The sequence below is a fragment of the Spirosoma fluminis genome (assembly GCF_054778895.1).
In genome coordinates this window covers 123,667-138,343 of the sequence record NZ_BAAGZD010000005.1, presented here as the reverse complement: position 1 = coordinate 138,343, position 14,677 = coordinate 123,667, and the positions used below count along the sequence as shown (strand labels likewise).

Genomic DNA, 14,677 nt, shown 5'->3' with positions numbered 1-14,677 from the left:
ATACCCGCAACTGGCATTATGAACCGCACCGCGTTTTTATTCATTGTTCCCATTTTTCTGCTGCTGATCGACGTTTATGTGTATCAGGCTATAAAAACGCTTAGCCGGTCGGCGAGTGAAAGCACGCAGCGAACCATTGCCCTTATTTACTGGGGGTTTACCGCCCTAAGCTTGCTGCTTTACGTAGTCATGCAGCTGCTACCGCCCGATTCGATCAGCCGGAACACGCGGACGTTTTTGTGGGCAAGCATCGCTATTCCTTATTTCTCAAAAATATTTGCCGTACTCATTATCCTCATCGACGACATCGGCCGGTTTTTCCGGTGGGTTGTTTCGCTGTTTTACAAACCCGAAGTACGTGAAGCCGTAGAAGATACAACCCGGAAGACACTGCCCGCTACCGATACTATTTCGCGTTCTGACTTTCTGATGAAAACGGCCCTGGTCGTTGGAACTGTACCGCTGGTTGGCTTTTCCTGGGGAATCTTGTCGGGTGCCCATGATTACCGCATCCGACGTATCAAACTACCGATGAAGAACCTGCCTTCCGGCTTTAACGGGATGACCATCGCCCAGATTTCGGATATTCATTCGGGCAGCTTTTTTAATAAAACAGCCGTTCGTGGGGGCGTCGACTTACTCTTAAAGCAAAAACCGGATCTAGTATTCTTCACGGGTGATCTGGTCAACAGCCACGCTGACGAGGTGAACAGCTACATTGATGTATTCAACAAGGTAAAAGCTCCGTTGGGTGTGTACTCAACCCTGGGTAACCACGATTACGGAAAATACGTACAGTGGCCAAGTGCCCAGGCTGAGCGGCAGAACGTATTAAACGTCATTGCGGCTCACAAACAAATGGGCTGGAATATTCTGCTGGACGAACACAAAATTCTGGAGCAGGGTGGCGACAAAATCGCCTTGATCGGTGTGCAGAACCTCGGGTTTGGTCCAGCCGCGCTCCGGGCCGGAAACCTGGCCAAAGCGTATCAGGGTACCCAAGACTATCCGGTCAAGCTGCTGTTATCTCACGACCCCACCCACTGGGATGCTGAAGTCAGACCCCATTATCCGGATATTGACGTTCAATTCAGCGGACACACCCACGGTGCGCAGTTTGGTGTCGAAATCGGTGACGCCCGATGGAGCCCGGCGCAGTACTTCTACAGACAATGGGCGGGCTTGTATCAGGAAGGCGATCAGCGCCTATACGTCAACCGGGGCTATGGCTATATTGGTTACCCCGGCCGGGTTGGCATTCTGCCCGAAATCACCATTTTTGAACTTGTGAAAGCCTGATTACGACAAACGGCTCTGAACTATAAGCAGATACGGGTAATCTTGTTAGATTGGCCTAACTATTTAGTTCATCGGGCAGTTACGCAATTCGGTTAATTTAACTACCAGACAATTTATGAAAATCGTTTTTATTACCGGTCTTTCTGTATTCATGTCCTTGTTTTCGTTTCTGATTCCTGAGAAAGAAGAAACGAACATTCCAGTCTGCCACGCAGCTGGCAACGATATGTCGGCTATGGCGGCAGACCCTGCTTTTCAGCAGTTGCACGTAGCGCCCCTGCCCTTCACCTACAAAGGTGCGGGCGATATGATCAAGTTTTCAACCCCCGACGGTCAGCAGGCAAACGGGTTTCTGCTTAAAGCAAAGAAACCGTCCAACAAATGGCTGCTCGTTTACCAGGAGTGGTGGGGACTGAACGACAACATTAAGCAGCAGGCAGAGACGTTCTACAACGACCTGAAAGACGTAAACGTACTGGCCGTGGATATGTACGATGGCAAAGTAGCCACAGAGCCATCCGAAGCCGGCAAACTGATGCAGGCTGCCAACAAGGAGCGTCTACAGAGCATTATGAAAGGGGCCATTGCGTACGCCGGTCCGAAGGCTGAATTTGCCAGTGTTGGCTGGTGCTTTGGCGGGATGCTGTCCTTGCAGTCGGCGATGCTGGAAGGTAAGCAGGCCAAAGGGTGCGTGATGTATTATGGTCGGCCCGAGCAGGATGTTGAAAAGCTGAAAACACTCGATACCGACGTACTGGGTATCTTCGGCAGTCAGGACAAAGGCATTACGCCGGAGTCGGTAAAGCAGTTCGAAGAAAACATGCAGAAGGCCGGTGAAAAAGTGACCGTTAAAATGTACGATGCGGGCCACGGCTTTGCTAACCCAAGTAATCCTGTTTACAACAAAGAGGTCGCAGCCGATGCCTACAAGCTGGCGCTCAATTACTTGAAAGGAAAATTGAACGCCTAAGCAAAGCGCAGGCTACCTGTCAACGTCCCCCCTGGCACTAAACCGCTGGAGGGGACGTTTTTTATAAAGTTGGTTAAACCTTTCGTCAGCTGGTTTGTCTATAGTAAACAGTTGATGACAAAATGGTATCAATTATGAAAACGATAAAACTAATGCCGCTTCTGACCGCAATTCTGCTGGTTATGGTGATGGCAAGTTGTGGACCGTCTTACGTAGGAGTTGGTACTACCCCTCCACCGCCACCGGGTTATTACGGTCCCCGACCGTATTACGGCTATAGTTACGGTCCTCGACCCTATTATCGTCGTCCACCGGTAATTGTGCAACGCAGAACCTACGTTGTTCCTCGCTATAGTCCCCGTTATAACAATCGGCCGTCTTACAATCCAAACGCACGGGCTGGTGGCTACGGCAACTACCGGGGCAACAGCGGCCGCTCGCGTGGGCCAAGATAAGCTGATCACATACATACTGAAAATACCGGCTCAATAGGGTCGGTATTTTTTGTTAATACGTATATGGCCCCAAGAACGAAACAACTGACCAGCGCTCTACAGGATTTCAGACCCGGCGACTGGTTCGAAAACCGAATCGAACTGTCGCGTAGTGGCCTGCACCGCCCTCGTCGGGCTGGAATCAGCGGAACAGCCGCCGACGGTGCCGAATCCGTTGTGCTGTCTGGTGTATACGAAGATGATCTGGATCTGGGCGAGGTAATCTGGTACGCTGGTCATGGGGAACGCGATACCAAAACGGGCCATCAGGTGGCTGATCAAACGCTGGATCGCTATAATCTGGCTTTAGTACGTAGCTACGAAAGGAAGCGACCGTTACGCTTGATTCGGGGTGCTGGCTTACATAACGAATTTGCACCGGAAACTGGCTATCGGTACGAAGGACTGTATTGTATCGAACGTGTCGGGCGAGTTAAGGGTAAGTCGGGATACTGGATCTGGATGTTTAAACTCGTGCAGCTAAAACCAGGAGCAGTGTAACCAGAAATGGCACATTGTTTGTTCACTCATTGCAGGTATCGGTTGTTGCCCGCTTATACAGCACATAATCGCCGGACGTAATACGTAAGCAGTGATCCGTTGGCCAGTTATACACGTATACCCAGCAGTCGACAACCTGATCTGCGTAACGCACCGGTATAACGGTGCGAATGTATTCATTGGGTTGCTCAAACGCGTCGCCTACGCCCTCGTATTCATCCAACCGGGTTAAGATGGATTCATAGTTCCGATGAATGTCGTACACAGCTCCATAAACGGGAGTAAGGCTGTCGGGTTGGTATGTAGCGCCGGGATAATTGCCTAAGTCGTATAGATCGCCCGGAAATATACCCTCCCCGACGTATTGACCATACTGACGGAGATAATTCGCAAATGGGTTCACAAAGGCTGGCCGTAACGTACCATACACCAGTATATATTCGGGAGTGATAGACATTCAGGACCTTACACGAAAATTTTTACCAGTTCAGTGACTAACCTAACAGATTTATCGTTTACCATGAAACGGCTGCACGCTATGAAAAACACAAAGGTACTTCTAATGATTGCTGCATCTCTGGTGCTGGTTGAGGTGCCTATGGAAACGATGGCCTCCAGCACTAAATCGTCGACAGAATCAGCCACCATCGGACGTAAGCGGAAAGGGTACAAACCCAAGCGGGGGGGGCTATTTAACACTGGTCTTTTCCGCAAGAAAAACCCCTGTGGCTGCCCGAATCATTAAGCAATTGGTAAGAAATTGTATTTATAACATAGTCAGGCCCTTATAAGGGCCTTTTTTCGTTTTATTAGTTGTAAATTTCTGTGTTTCAGCGTAAAATTTTGTACCTTTGCGGCTTAATTGCCTGAACCAGAATTCATCAGATTTTGTCATAGAAGTGATTCTGTTTCATAGCCTTACTTTACCAACACAATCCGGCAACTCTGTTCGAACAGGTGCATGCCGGCGGCCCGGCGTTCCGGTTTAGAGATTGTATGCAATCAATTCGCAACATAGCAATTATCGCCCACGTTGACCATGGCAAAACGACACTGGTTGACAAAATTATTCACGCGTCAAAGCTCTTTCGGGACAATCAGGAATTCGGCGACCTGATCCTCGATAACAATGATCTGGAACGGGAACGTGGCATCACGATCGTTTCGAAAAACGTATCGGTACGTTATAAAGACGTTAAAATCAACATTATCGATACCCCGGGCCACAGTGACTTTGGTGGTGAAGTGGAGCGTGTATTGAAAATGGCCGATGGCGTTTGCCTGCTGGTCGATGCCTTCGAGGGGGCAATGCCACAAACGCGCTTCGTGCTGGGTAAAGCCCTGCAACTTGGTCTGAAGCCTATTGTCATAATCAATAAGGTCGATAAAGAAAACTGCCGCCCGGACGAAGTACACGAACAGGTATTCGACCTGATGTTCAACCTGGGTGCAACTGAAGACCAGCTGGATTTCCCAACGGTTTATGGTTCGTCGAAACAAGGCTGGATGGGTCCAGACTGGAAGACCCCGACCGACAACATTACGTATCTGCTCGACACGATCGTAGAAACGATTCAGCCTGCGCCCATGAACGAAGGTCTGCCCCAAATGCAGATCACGTCGCTCGATTACTCAGCGTTCGTAGGCCGGATCGCAATTGGACGTGTACACCGCGGTACGTTGAAAGAAGGTGCTAACATGGCACTTGTAAAGTCAGACGGGTCGATCAAGAAAGTTAAGATCAAAGAACTGCAAACCTTCGAAGGTCTTGGCAAGATGAAGACAACCGAAGTGCCCTGTGGCGATATATGTGCAGTTACGGGTCTGGAAGAGTTTGAAATCGGTGACACGCTTACGGATGTCGAACAGCCCGAAGCATTAGCGCGTATCTCGGTGGATGAGCCGACGATGAACATGCTGTTCACAATCAATAACTCGCCATTCTTTGGTAAAGAAGGTAAGTTCGTTACGTCGCGTCACCTACGTGATCGTCTCTACAAAGAAATTGAGAAAAACCTGGCGTTACGGGTTGAGCCAACCGACAGCGAAGACCGATTCCTGGTCTATGGCCGGGGTATTCTGCACTTGTCGGTATTGATCGAGACCATGCGTCGCGAAGGATACGAGTTGCAGGTGGGTCAGCCGCAGGTATTGTACAAAGAAGACGATAACGGCCATAAACTCGAGCCAATCGAAACGCTGGTTGTCGACGTACCGGAAGAAACGGCTGGTAAAGTAATCGAGCTGGCTACGCAACGTAAAGGCGAACTGCTGATTATGGAGCCGAAAGGCGACCTGCAGCACCTGGAGTTCGAAATTCCATCGCGGGGTCTGATCGGGCTGCGCTCGAACGTGCTGACCGCTACGTTCGGTGAAGCGGTAATGAGCCACCGGTTTAAAGAATATCAGGAATACAAAGGACCAATCCCCGAGCGGATCAATGGTTCGCTGATCTCCATGACGAGCGGAGCCGCTACGGCGTATTCGATCGACAAACTTCAGGATCGTGGTTCGTTCTTTATCGAACCCGGTGATGAGATTTACGCTGGTCAGGTTATTGGTGAGCACAATCGCCAGAACGATATTGTAGTGAACGTAACAACGGCCAAGCAGTTGACCAACATGCGGGCCTCGGGTTCGGATAACAACGTCAAGATTGCGCCGAAAATCGCTTTTTCGCTGGAAGAGTCGATGGAATACATCCAGAAAGATGAGTATCTGGAAGTAACGCCAAAGTCGATGCGGATTCGTAAAATCTACCTGGACGAGAACGAGCGGAAACGCAACCAGAATAAGTTTGCCATGGCCTAAACGGTTCGAAGCCCCGACGCAAGTCGGGGCTTCTTTGTTAAAAACTAACGCCCATTCGCAGTGCCAGTCGGTTGTAAACCCGCGTTTCGTCGCGGCTGATAAAATTGCCTGTTATGGGTTTCTCCACCGAAGCTTCCTGCCGCTTATAGCTTATAGACAGGACAAAGGCCGAACCCGTTGGCCGCCCCATTCGAAGACCTAGGCCGGGGTTTATCATCCAGCCCCCCTGCGTTTCGTACCCGGTGGAGCTTTTATTGAGCCAGGCAAACGAATACGCAGCGTCGGCGATACCAAACAGCCGTACGTTTTTGCGGGGATGCCGGGCAAAATCATACCGGATACCGGCCCCAACGGGCAGGAGCAACGCAGCTTTATACCAGTCGATGCCAGCAACGCCCCCAACAGCTAACTGCCGCGTTAGCTGAATACCATTGAATGTTTGAGCCGTTAAGCTAACCTTATTCTCAACCGTTTCATTGATGCTATTTTGGTTCATTGAATAGGCCACCCGGCCGAACAAGCCCCCGAACTCGGTATAGTTGACATACGGATGACGAGGAATGATAATCTGCCCCCGCGCTGCGTTATATACGCTCAGCATACATCCCAGCACGATAAGGAGCCGTAGCTTGATTAGATTCATAGCGATCGACGGTTTAATAGTGCGAAGGGCGACTGACCGGAATTTTGCTCAACAGACGCAACTGACGCGGATTCTGATAATCATACTGGTAAAAACCGTCGCTACCGATCATAAGCAGCGTTTTACTGGCTGACGTAGTACCGCCCAACGGAATTACATCGTACGCATTCATGCCTTCGATATGCTGCAGCTGGTTCTTGTCGATGTTTAATAGGTCACTGGCGTTGAACGATTTCAGTCCGTAAGCACCCTCGCAGATGAACAAATTCGGGTAATCGACACCGAGCCCGTGTGGATTGCGCATGGGGTAGCTTTTTAACAGGCGAGGACTCATTACGTTCGTGATGTCAACGACGTCTAACTGATTGGTAAATCCCTGACAGACGGTACCCGAGCGTAACGTAACGTAGGCGGTGTTGCCATGCACTACAACCGGATCGCAAACGCGGGCATGTTCAAAGACAGACAACCGCACGGGTTTTTCGGGGTCGGTATTATCGTAAATATGCATACCTGTCTGCGAACCAATGAACAGCTTGTCTTTGTACGGGAAAATCGTTTCAATGCCCCAGCCCATCTGAATTTTATTGCCAATCTGCGGATCTGCCGGATTCTGAACATTGAATAGCCGCATTTCAGCGCTGTTGATAGTGTAGAGGTATTTATCGTACAAAGCAAAGCGGGCCATTGACCCCGCCACTCCACTCGTGGGGTTGACGGTATTCGCGTCGGCGCTGGCCATCATCCCAAAGCTCAGCCACCCATTCCAGATTTGTCCGGGCGACGGACCTTCATCGCAGTTTGTCGTAATCGTTTCGGAAACGTAATCGACTTTCTGGTCGTAAATTGTACCCTCCTGCGCATTGTAGGACCAGTACCCTCCTTCAAACATGCCGCTCGGAAAAACACCATCGACGCGCTTCACCAGCTTGATGTCGTTGGTATTGCTGATATCGAATGCGAGCAAATCCATATAGCTGTCGGCGTATAAAATGCTGTTTCGAACGGCAATGTCCCCATTACCGGGTATACGCAGGAAGGCTACCTGTTTCGGGTTGGTAGGTTCACGGTTGTCGATGACATGAATGCCTTCTTTTTGCTCATTAATGAACAGGAAACCGTCTTTCGTATAAATTTTGCCGGGTTTCACCAACGTACGAGGATCCTCTGTTCGTATGCCCTCCCGTATTTGAAAGGTGGTATAGTTTACGGGTGTATACCGGCGATACGTCCGGGTTTCTTTACAGTGATCAGTGCAGCCCTGTAAGCAAAGCAAGGGCAAAAGCAGGAGAGTATACAGTCGTTTCATACAGATCAGAGAAGGTAGACACCTTCCTGACCCTCACCGTGGTACAATGGTTGGAAAGGACATAAAAAAAGCCCGATGGTATGCTTAACCACCAGGCGGCACGGGCCAGTTCCGTTCGCTTCTTACAGGGCTTTGGCGACCCGAAACGACAGAAGCGATTGTTTAACGGGTACAGATGGCAGCGTAGGCTGGGGTGAATACATCACCGAAGATTCGGTTTGCCGAACGGTTGCAAATTCAGCAGCACGCCGAGTGTGATGATAACCCGCAATAAACAACGCGATACCAATAACTGCTGTTAGGATTCTTTTCATAACGACTATCTGTGGCAACTTATACTAAGCCTTTGTGCAAACCATAAACGGTTGTGGCGAGTAACCCCTTCCTGCAACGCTTTTCACAAACTGGCTTTACTTGTTTTTTGTTTATACTACTCGCAAATGTAAGCTTCAGTTTAGCCTAATTGTCACTTCCTTATTTTACGGGCAACTACACAAGACCAGTTGATAGTGCCAGTCACCCAATAATTGCCAGATAATAGGACAATATTTATAGACATTTATAAGAAATGAATTTCCGTTGGGTCTAGCCAAACCTGCGTAAAAGTAGAACAATTAGAAAGGTTTAGCCTGGTTTCAGGGCACTGCTTTAGTTAAAGGCAGTTACTACGTCTTCATCCACAAATAAGCTGCTGATAGAAAGAGTCGGATTCAGACATAAGCGTTGGAACGAATCGAAAAATAAATTGCCCGGCTGTCCTGATTACGGCCGGGCAATGTTCGTCTTACACAAAAAGTCAGCAATCACTCTTTTTGATACTCATACGTCGAACCATCGGCCAGCGTGGCATTCTGCGGACTACGTTCCGATAAATACAGCCGTTTGTCGACCACCCGAAACGACTGCTGGCTTGTATCGGCCTGGAACAAAAGCAGCCCGTCCGTACCGCCGTTTGGATACCGGAGCGAAAACGCGCTCGTCTCTACGGGAATACCGTTACGTATCCGCCGGTACTGCCCGCTTTCATACGTACCATCAAAGGTGAGGGTTTCCGAATAACCTGCTTCCGCAGCCGTAACTGTCTTCTGGGTCAGCCCATACGTTATGCGGGTTAGCTGCCAGGTACCAGCAATGGGCGACGGAGGAAATACACAGCCGCAGATTCGTTTTTCGCAACTAAAAACGAGTAGAACCAGTGCCGTAACGATCAGCTTCGCCTTGCGTGTTTTCATGATTATTTGCTTCGCTCATACACTAATATCCCCGTCTGTTCTCCGCCATAATGCAAGCGTAGGCGGTTCTGACCAGTCAGTTCGTACCGATTGGCGCTTTTCAACGCAGCAAAGTACGCCTGCTCGAACTGCATTGCTTCGGAGGAACCCCCGCGCAGGGTAGCACCCAGCTCCCGAATAGCAATCTGGCTGCTTGGATCAGCTAAGCCACCGGCGTTGTAGTTCATAACTCCGAAGTATAGGTTTACCGACGCTTCCCCGGATATCCGTAAGCTAAAAGGCATCGTACTAACGCTATCTTTTTCAAGTGTTAAACGGACCCGGTAAGGTGACTGAGGCTCGATCAGGTACCAGGTGCCTGGCAACTGATCAGGACTGGCCGATTTGGGACTAGCGTCCTCGGTTCGTTCGCATCCAGAAAGCGACATTAATAAGGCGGCTACACAAAGTAGGAACTGCGTTTTCATAATGCTCTACTCCGTTCGTTTATATACTAATATGCCGGACGACTCAGTGGAATACAGTTTAAGCCGGTCTGGACTAATCAGTTCATACCGATTAAGGCTCTGTAACGTAGTAAAATACGTCTGCTCGAACTGCATTGCTTCTGCTGGACCCGCCATTTTAGTGCTGCCAATCTGCCCGAATTCAAAACGTCCCTTGTCAGAAGCATCAGCTCTGGCAAAATACGTATTCACCGGTGCTTTACCATTGACCGTCAATGCAATCGTACCCGCAACTGTATTCGCTGTTGGGTCGACGTGAAACACTAGCGTAGTCGTATATTGGGTAACGGGCTCAATAAGCGTCCAGGTGCCAACAAGGTCTTTCGGATCAATAGACCGCGTAATACCATTATTACGTTCGCATCCTGAGAACGACATCAGCAGGGCGGCTATACAGAACAGACACAGCGCTTTCATAAGACTTTACTCTTTTTATAAACCAATACGCCGGGTTTAGTGCCGCCGTGATACAGCCGAAGCTGCTGTTGAGCCGTTACCTCATAGCGAACCACCGCGCCTAAATTGGCCAGGTACACCTGCTCGAACTGCATCGCCTGCGTTGTGCCGCCTACTTCGGTATGACTGATCCGGTCAACGCTTGATTTGCCGTCGGCGGATGCGAACAAACGGGCTTTGTACGTATTAACCGCCAGTTTTCCGGTTGCGTTGAACGGCGTAATATCTACCGGAGGATTGTTGGGGTCCACGACTAAGTCCAGGGTTGCCTCGAAGGTAGAGTCCGGCTCTACGAGCTGCCATTTCCCAATCAACGGCTGTACCTGCTGGGCCACAACAGGCTCGTCGGTACTACAGCCCTGGAGTACTGCAAGCAGAACCACCAAGGCTGCTACTAGTCTACATCTCATGAATTTGTTTTAGTCGGGTCGGCAACTTTACCGACGAATAATACCGTTCCCGATGTCTTTTCGTGAATTACGAACACGAACGGTCGGTCGCAGAGGTACGCTTGTGGAGCCGACGTAACGGAGATGCCACCCGTTGTAACGGCGGCCGCTTCGGTGCCTTTTTCATCAACCGCAACAAACGTGTTCTGTTTTACAAAGCTAAGCGTTAATCCGCCCTTGGCATTTATCTTCGTGAAATCCGCTCCATCCGTGAACGCCGTTGGCATACCCATCGCTTCCAGCACATTGTTCAGCTTGATCTCGTAGTTCATCGTGAACTTAGGCAGCCCAATATCAAACTTACCAACGCTCATATCTTTCTGCAACTGCGTCCACTCGTCGCTCGAAAAGCTGCTGATCAGCGATTCGGCCGTGGTGTTCCCCGAAGGCAGCAGCACCGTCATCGCGTATTTGTCGGAACCATACGGAAGTTCGAAGGCCGCGTAGGTTGGCTTAACCAGTCGGCGCAGGTCCGTGTTAAGCCGCATCATCCGAACGGTTGTTTCGTTGCCCGAAGCCAGCTTAAAAGGCGAATCCATTGTCTGATCCGCGTTGAAGCGTGTTTTCCAGTCGCCTTTAAAGTACAGCGCATTCAGCAGGAACATCACATTATCCGGTTGAATCTGATCGATCACTTTCGGGATGCGGCCGTTCGTTTTCTGACTGGCCCAGTTATTAATCTTACCAACCGTAGCCGGATCGGCGAAATCCTGAGCCGATACGTCGGCGCTGAACGTTTCTTTCAATATGTTCTGAAAGCTTGTTTCTACCGGGAATGTATTACGGTTCCAGACGGAGTTCGCCAGGGTTACCGTTACGTTCGGGTCGACAGTTGGTAGGTTATCAATTAAATTCCGATACGTCTGGTTGGCTTCGGCCAGCGTTTGAGCGTCTAGTTTGAGCGTCTGCTGAATCTCCTGGGCGGTCTGGCCATTCGCGCCGTTCATAACCATGCCCAGCGCCATATGCAGGCTCAAAGGAGAGACAAAAAAGTTGCTGCCCTGACCTTCAGCCGTATTGACACGTTTCGCCAGGTCAAAGGCAAACTGAGTTGTCTGACTGGCAAACGGAGCCGATACGCGCAGTTCACCGGTCGATGTGCCTGGCCCAGGCGTTACGTCATTTGTAGTACAGCTAACGGCTGTGAACAGGCTGCCTGCCACCACCGCACTAAGCAAAAAAAATGCATTCGTTTTCATAACCTAACTCAATTAAAGTATTAACCCGTAGCCTGAGTTGGCGCCTTACCCAGAGCTATGCCGGTTGAATACGGATTTACTTATGGACACGTTTTAAAGGATTCTCGTTGTTGGCGCAGGGCGTTGACCAGCGACTCAAAACCAGGAATTGTCTGGTTAAACTCGAACGTAACCCGGTGTTTCTGATCGCCACGCTGTAATTCTATATACTCGGCTCCGCCATCGGCGCAGTCCGGGCATCCCAACGTATCGGGCTGTTTGCTAAACGTTTCGAAATCGGCCAGCGATTGCAAAGCCTGCCAATTCTCGGTCGTTAAAGTCGATTGACACGTCTTGGTTGGGTATTCGGTTGGCGTACGGGGAGCCGTTTGCGTCAGGGTAAGGGTCGTACCGCTCAGCTCATAGTCGGTAAAGCAATAGCCTACACACATGCCAAAAGAGGTGCCCGTACGAATAATCAGGTTTGACGATAGCGGTTCTTTTGACGTAATGTCAGTGCTGGTGCAACTGCTAATCCCCACTGTAAGCAACCAAGCGGCAATTTTTAGTTTCATGATTGTAGACGTTAAAAATGATAATCGACACCAAAACTCATACCGGTCGAAGTCGGGCGACTGTCGATCTGTGAGTTCGATTGAGTACCCGAGTTTAACGAAGGCTGATAGACTCCCGACAGGGACGCTGACCACCGCCGGGAGGGCCGGTACCGGAACCGGGCACCCATCGTAGCCGCCAGCGAAACGGGCCGGTATATGCCATCCTTCGCCGTAATGACCAGTTCATCAGCTACGGTGTTGCGGACAAATATGTTGGTTAATAAACCGCCCACGAGCGCTATACCTAATCGTTTCTTCGGCAAAAGTTGATAGCCTACCTGAACCGGTACCTGCACAAACTGGTAGTTGTTGGTGACGACCTGCTGCGATTGATTAGAATAGCTGTTCTGCGCTACGTAGTTACTGTTGGTCAAATAATCCTGACTCGGCGCGGGCGAATTGACTGCCAAGGTGTGTCTGGCGCTGTTGCGTACTGCATCTACGTACAGGTTACTGGTTGGACTATTCCGTTCGGCACCCGCCGACTGAATTAGCGCTACTGCCGTCTGCCCCGGACTTTCCACCGCCGAATGACCGGCCAGATAGCCTACGCCGGACTCAATTGACCAGTGTTCGCTTAATTGAATACCTGCCCCGGCCTGATACGCTACCGAGAAATTAGCCCGGCTGCTTACCGACGACTGATCGACCCGGCTGTTGCTGGGCACAATTGAGTTCATAAAGCTCATCGGTGCTTGCCGCACCGAAACCGCTGGATTGAATGAACCCGGCATCATGCTTACCGACGCCCACAGTTCACGCGGTTCACGCTTTGCCTGCTCAGTAGTCGCTTCCGTGGACAACTCCGCCGGACGGAACCAGACTATCCGCTGAATTTGCCCCGGTTCGCGCAGCCGTAACGGCTTTCCGGTGAGCTGCTCAACGGTCCAGTCAGCCTGTAGCGCCCCTGCGTTCGTGCTGATTTCGTCTGCTGAGCGGTTCTGAGCCAGGGCACTCGTTCGACGCTCATCAGGTGCTGTGAGTAACATAATGGCCGTTTGCTGCGTTCTACCTGCGGTCAGGAACGCCGAAGATGAGGTCGCTCTCGTCCGGGTTTCCCGTGCTGAGCTGGGTTGCCGCGTCGACGCGGTATATTGCGCCACTGCTTCGTTAGGGGCCGTTTGCCGGTCGGGTAAACGAGGAGAACGCTGCTGTTCCGGACTCATTGCGGCCGCAGTCGGGTCGTTTTCCAATGCTGCTGATGATGCGATGGCGCTGCTGGCGGATTCGTTTTTCTGACCTGTTGACGGAGCTTTGGCTGCAGGAGCCACTGCTACGGGTTCCGTAGTTTCCGTCGGCGCAATCTGTTTTACACGCGTAAGGGGTTGATCGGCCGTTTGGGGACTAAGTGCCCACCAACCGATCAGCAATACGGCTACCGCAGCCGCTACCCCAACACCCCACACAAAGGGCCGCGACGACGCCAGGCCTGTACCCCAAAGGGGCAGGATACGCGGCCCTCGGGACTCATCCAGCTGGCGTTCGATGGCGTCCCACACGCGCGGTGGGGGCGTTTCATCGGCTTCTTCAAAAGCTTTCCGCCAGAAGTCGTCCTCCGGTAAGTTCTGCTTTAATTCACTCATTTCGTATAGGTTGTTCGCTGGGTCGGGGCTCCGTCGAGCGGCCGTCCCACTGTATTTTTTGTTGCAACAGACTCCGGGCCCGCGCATACTGCGATTTCGAGGTTCCCTCGGCAATGCCGAGCAGGTCGGCAATTTCCGGGTGGCTGTAGCCTTCGATGGCATACAGGTTAAACACCGTTCGGCAGCCGGGCGGCAGCTCCTGGATCAGTTGCAGCAGGTACTGGTAGTTCAGGGTCGGCAGACTTTCGTCGGCCTGTGGCAACACCGGAGCCAATTCCTGCACATCGGCGGTATGTTCCCAGGGCTTTTGTTTCCGCAGGTGCTTGAGCGCGGTGTTGATCACAATACGCTTCAGCCAGGCTTCCAGCGGACACTCGAACCGGAACGAGTCGATGTGGCGGTATATTTTCACGAACGAATCCTGCAGAACGTCTTCCGCTTCGTCGGAGTCTTTGACGTACCGTTTGCAGACGGCAAAGAGCTTCCCGGCAAACCGCTCATAGAGCTGTCGCTGCACAATTCGGTCCTGCCGTCGGCACCCTTCGACTAATGCGTATTCATCCTGCATATCAACGCTGACAAATCAATGACCCGCCTGGAAGAGAAACGGTTGTAATTCCGATTAAATT

General features: G+C 51.0%; 18 protein-coding genes. 6 read left to right on the top strand and 12 right to left on the bottom strand.

The genetic code is table 11. From position 1 onward, the window contains the following. The first annotated feature begins 18 nt into the window (after positions 1–18). The 4 genes from ACYVBJ_RS10485 (at position 19) to ACYVBJ_RS10470 (ending at position 3,264) form a co-directional block, all read left to right on the top strand. Positions 19–1,299, top strand: coding sequence for a metallophosphoesterase (locus ACYVBJ_RS10485; RefSeq protein WP_460982250.1), 1,281 nt, complete (start codon positions 19–21; stop codon positions 1,297–1,299). Positions 1,300–1,414: 115 nt separating this feature from the next. After that, positions 1,415–2,269 carry a dienelactone hydrolase family protein gene (locus ACYVBJ_RS10480; RefSeq protein WP_460982249.1) on the top strand — a complete coding sequence of 285 codons (855 nt, stop codon included), beginning with the start codon at positions 1,415–1,417 and terminating at the stop codon, positions 2,267–2,269. Positions 2,270–2,403: 134 nt separating this feature from the next. Then, complete coding sequence (locus ACYVBJ_RS10475) at positions 2,404–2,724, top strand: hypothetical protein (RefSeq protein WP_460982248.1); 321 nt, start codon at positions 2,404–2,406, stop codon at positions 2,722–2,724. Positions 2,725–2,787: 63 nt separating this feature from the next. Next, entirely contained in the window at positions 2,788–3,264 is a 477-nt protein-coding gene (locus ACYVBJ_RS10470; RefSeq protein ID WP_460982247.1) for a YDG/SRA domain-containing protein, read from the top strand. A 22-nt stretch (positions 3,265–3,286) separates the two neighbouring features. On the opposite strand, the gene ACYVBJ_RS10465 is transcribed toward ACYVBJ_RS10470, so the two are convergent. Next, entirely contained in the window at positions 3,287–3,721 is a 435-nt protein-coding gene (locus ACYVBJ_RS10465; RefSeq protein WP_460982246.1) for a gamma-glutamylcyclotransferase family protein, read from the bottom strand. A 105-nt stretch (positions 3,722–3,826) separates the two neighbouring features. Here ACYVBJ_RS10465 and ACYVBJ_RS10460 point away from each other — a divergent pair, with 105 nt between their 5' ends. Both ACYVBJ_RS10460 and typA read left to right on the top strand, forming a co-directional pair. Next, entirely contained in the window at positions 3,827–4,009 is a 183-nt protein-coding gene (locus tag ACYVBJ_RS10460; RefSeq protein ID WP_460982245.1) for a hypothetical protein, read from the top strand. 251 nt (positions 4,010–4,260) lie between these two features. Beyond that, a complete protein-coding gene (gene typA, locus ACYVBJ_RS10455) occupies positions 4,261–6,075 on the top strand; it encodes a translational GTPase TypA (RefSeq protein ID WP_460982244.1) in 1,815 nt (604 codons plus the stop codon). Between the two features lie 37 nt (positions 6,076–6,112). Here typA and ACYVBJ_RS10450 read toward each other — a convergent pair whose 3' ends face one another. The 11 genes from ACYVBJ_RS10450 to ACYVBJ_RS10400 form a co-directional block, all read right to left on the bottom strand. Continuing rightward, the gene (locus tag ACYVBJ_RS10450; RefSeq protein WP_460982243.1) at positions 6,113–6,718 is read right to left on the bottom strand and encodes a hypothetical protein; all 606 of its coding nucleotides are present in this window, start codon (positions 6,716–6,718) and stop codon (positions 6,113–6,115) included. Positions 6,719–6,731: 13 nt separating this feature from the next. Beyond that, a complete protein-coding gene (locus ACYVBJ_RS10445; RefSeq protein ID WP_460982242.1) occupies positions 6,732–8,027 on the bottom strand; it encodes an LVIVD repeat-containing protein in 1,296 nt (431 codons plus the stop codon). A gap of 122 nt (positions 8,028–8,149) precedes the next feature. Further along, on the bottom strand, positions 8,150–8,341 hold the full coding sequence (locus ACYVBJ_RS10440; RefSeq protein WP_460982241.1) for a hypothetical protein: 192 nt from the start codon (positions 8,339–8,341) through the stop codon (positions 8,150–8,152). Between the two features lie 489 nt (positions 8,342–8,830). Beyond that, the gene (locus ACYVBJ_RS10435; RefSeq protein ID WP_460982240.1) at positions 8,831–9,259 is read right to left on the bottom strand and encodes a hypothetical protein; all 429 of its coding nucleotides are present in this window, start codon (positions 9,257–9,259) and stop codon (positions 8,831–8,833) included. 2 nt (positions 9,260–9,261) lie between these two features. After that, positions 9,262–9,726: an META domain-containing protein gene (locus tag ACYVBJ_RS10430; protein WP_460982239.1), complete on the bottom strand. Its 465-nt coding sequence runs from the start codon at positions 9,724–9,726 to the stop codon at positions 9,262–9,264. Between the two features lie 6 nt (positions 9,727–9,732). Next, positions 9,733–10,182, bottom strand: coding sequence for an META domain-containing protein (locus ACYVBJ_RS10425; protein WP_460982238.1), 450 nt, complete (start codon positions 10,180–10,182; stop codon positions 9,733–9,735). Continuing rightward, a complete protein-coding gene (locus ACYVBJ_RS10420) occupies positions 10,179–10,631 on the bottom strand; it encodes an META domain-containing protein (RefSeq protein WP_460982237.1) in 453 nt (150 codons plus the stop codon). Before ACYVBJ_RS10420 ends, ACYVBJ_RS10425 begins: the two co-directional genes overlap by 4 nt. Further along, entirely contained in the window at positions 10,628–11,869 is a 1,242-nt protein-coding gene (locus ACYVBJ_RS10415) for a serpin family protein (protein ID WP_460982236.1), read from the bottom strand. Before ACYVBJ_RS10415 ends, ACYVBJ_RS10420 begins: the two co-directional genes overlap by 4 nt. A gap of 80 nt (positions 11,870–11,949) precedes the next feature. Continuing rightward, positions 11,950–12,423 carry a hypothetical protein gene (locus tag ACYVBJ_RS10410; protein ID WP_460982235.1) on the bottom strand — a complete coding sequence of 158 codons (474 nt, stop codon included), beginning with the start codon at positions 12,421–12,423 and terminating at the stop codon, positions 11,950–11,952. An 11-nt stretch (positions 12,424–12,434) separates the two neighbouring features. Beyond that, the gene (locus tag ACYVBJ_RS10405; protein WP_460982234.1) at positions 12,435–14,048 is read right to left on the bottom strand and encodes a hypothetical protein; all 1,614 of its coding nucleotides are present in this window, start codon (positions 14,046–14,048) and stop codon (positions 12,435–12,437) included. Next, positions 14,041–14,616: an RNA polymerase sigma factor gene (locus ACYVBJ_RS10400; protein WP_460982233.1), complete on the bottom strand. Its 576-nt coding sequence runs from the start codon at positions 14,614–14,616 to the stop codon at positions 14,041–14,043. Before ACYVBJ_RS10400 ends, ACYVBJ_RS10405 begins: the two co-directional genes overlap by 8 nt. Positions 14,617–14,677 lie beyond the last annotated feature (61 nt).

What these genes read in the sequence shown, in the direction of transcription:
- typA (WP_460982244.1), top strand. Translation starts at nt 4,261, where the DNA reads ATGCAATCAATTCGCAACATAGCAATTATCGCCCACGTTGACCATGGC.
- ACYVBJ_RS10450 (WP_460982243.1), bottom strand. Translation starts at nt 6,718, where the DNA reads ATGAATCTAATCAAGCTACGGCTCCTTATCGTGCTGGGATGTATGCTG.
- ACYVBJ_RS10415 (WP_460982236.1), bottom strand. Translation starts at nt 11,869, where the DNA reads ATGAAAACGAATGCATTTTTTTTGCTTAGTGCGGTGGTGGCAGGCAGC.
- ACYVBJ_RS10405 (WP_460982234.1), bottom strand. Translation starts at nt 14,048, where the DNA reads ATGAGTGAATTAAAGCAGAACTTACCGGAGGACGACTTCTGGCGGAAA.
- ACYVBJ_RS10445 (WP_460982242.1), bottom strand. Translation starts at nt 8,027, where the DNA reads ATGAAACGACTGTATACTCTCCTGCTTTTGCCCTTGCTTTGCTTACAG.
- ACYVBJ_RS10440 (WP_460982241.1), bottom strand. Translation starts at nt 8,341, where the DNA reads ATGAAAAGAATCCTAACAGCAGTTATTGGTATCGCGTTGTTTATTGCG.
- ACYVBJ_RS10430 (WP_460982239.1), bottom strand. Translation starts at nt 9,726, where the DNA reads ATGAAAACGCAGTTCCTACTTTGTGTAGCCGCCTTATTAATGTCGCTT.
- ACYVBJ_RS10480 (WP_460982249.1), top strand. Translation starts at nt 1,415, where the DNA reads ATGAAAATCGTTTTTATTACCGGTCTTTCTGTATTCATGTCCTTGTTT.
- ACYVBJ_RS10470 (WP_460982247.1), top strand. Translation starts at nt 2,788, where the DNA reads ATGGCCCCAAGAACGAAACAACTGACCAGCGCTCTACAGGATTTCAGA.
- ACYVBJ_RS10420 (WP_460982237.1), bottom strand. Translation starts at nt 10,631, where the DNA reads ATGAGATGTAGACTAGTAGCAGCCTTGGTGGTTCTGCTTGCAGTACTC.
- ACYVBJ_RS10460 (WP_460982245.1), top strand. Translation starts at nt 3,827, where the DNA reads ATGATTGCTGCATCTCTGGTGCTGGTTGAGGTGCCTATGGAAACGATG.
- ACYVBJ_RS10425 (WP_460982238.1), bottom strand. Translation starts at nt 10,182, where the DNA reads ATGAAAGCGCTGTGTCTGTTCTGTATAGCCGCCCTGCTGATGTCGTTC.
- ACYVBJ_RS10465 (WP_460982246.1), bottom strand. Translation starts at nt 3,721, where the DNA reads ATGTCTATCACTCCCGAATATATACTGGTGTATGGTACGTTACGGCCA.
- ACYVBJ_RS10410 (WP_460982235.1), bottom strand. Translation starts at nt 12,423, where the DNA reads ATGAAACTAAAAATTGCCGCTTGGTTGCTTACAGTGGGGATTAGCAGT.
- ACYVBJ_RS10485 (WP_460982250.1), top strand. Translation starts at nt 19, where the DNA reads ATGAACCGCACCGCGTTTTTATTCATTGTTCCCATTTTTCTGCTGCTG.
- ACYVBJ_RS10400 (WP_460982233.1), bottom strand. Translation starts at nt 14,616, where the DNA reads ATGCAGGATGAATACGCATTAGTCGAAGGGTGCCGACGGCAGGACCGA.
- ACYVBJ_RS10475 (WP_460982248.1), top strand. Translation starts at nt 2,404, where the DNA reads ATGAAAACGATAAAACTAATGCCGCTTCTGACCGCAATTCTGCTGGTT.
- ACYVBJ_RS10435 (WP_460982240.1), bottom strand. Translation starts at nt 9,259, where the DNA reads ATGAAAACACGCAAGGCGAAGCTGATCGTTACGGCACTGGTTCTACTC.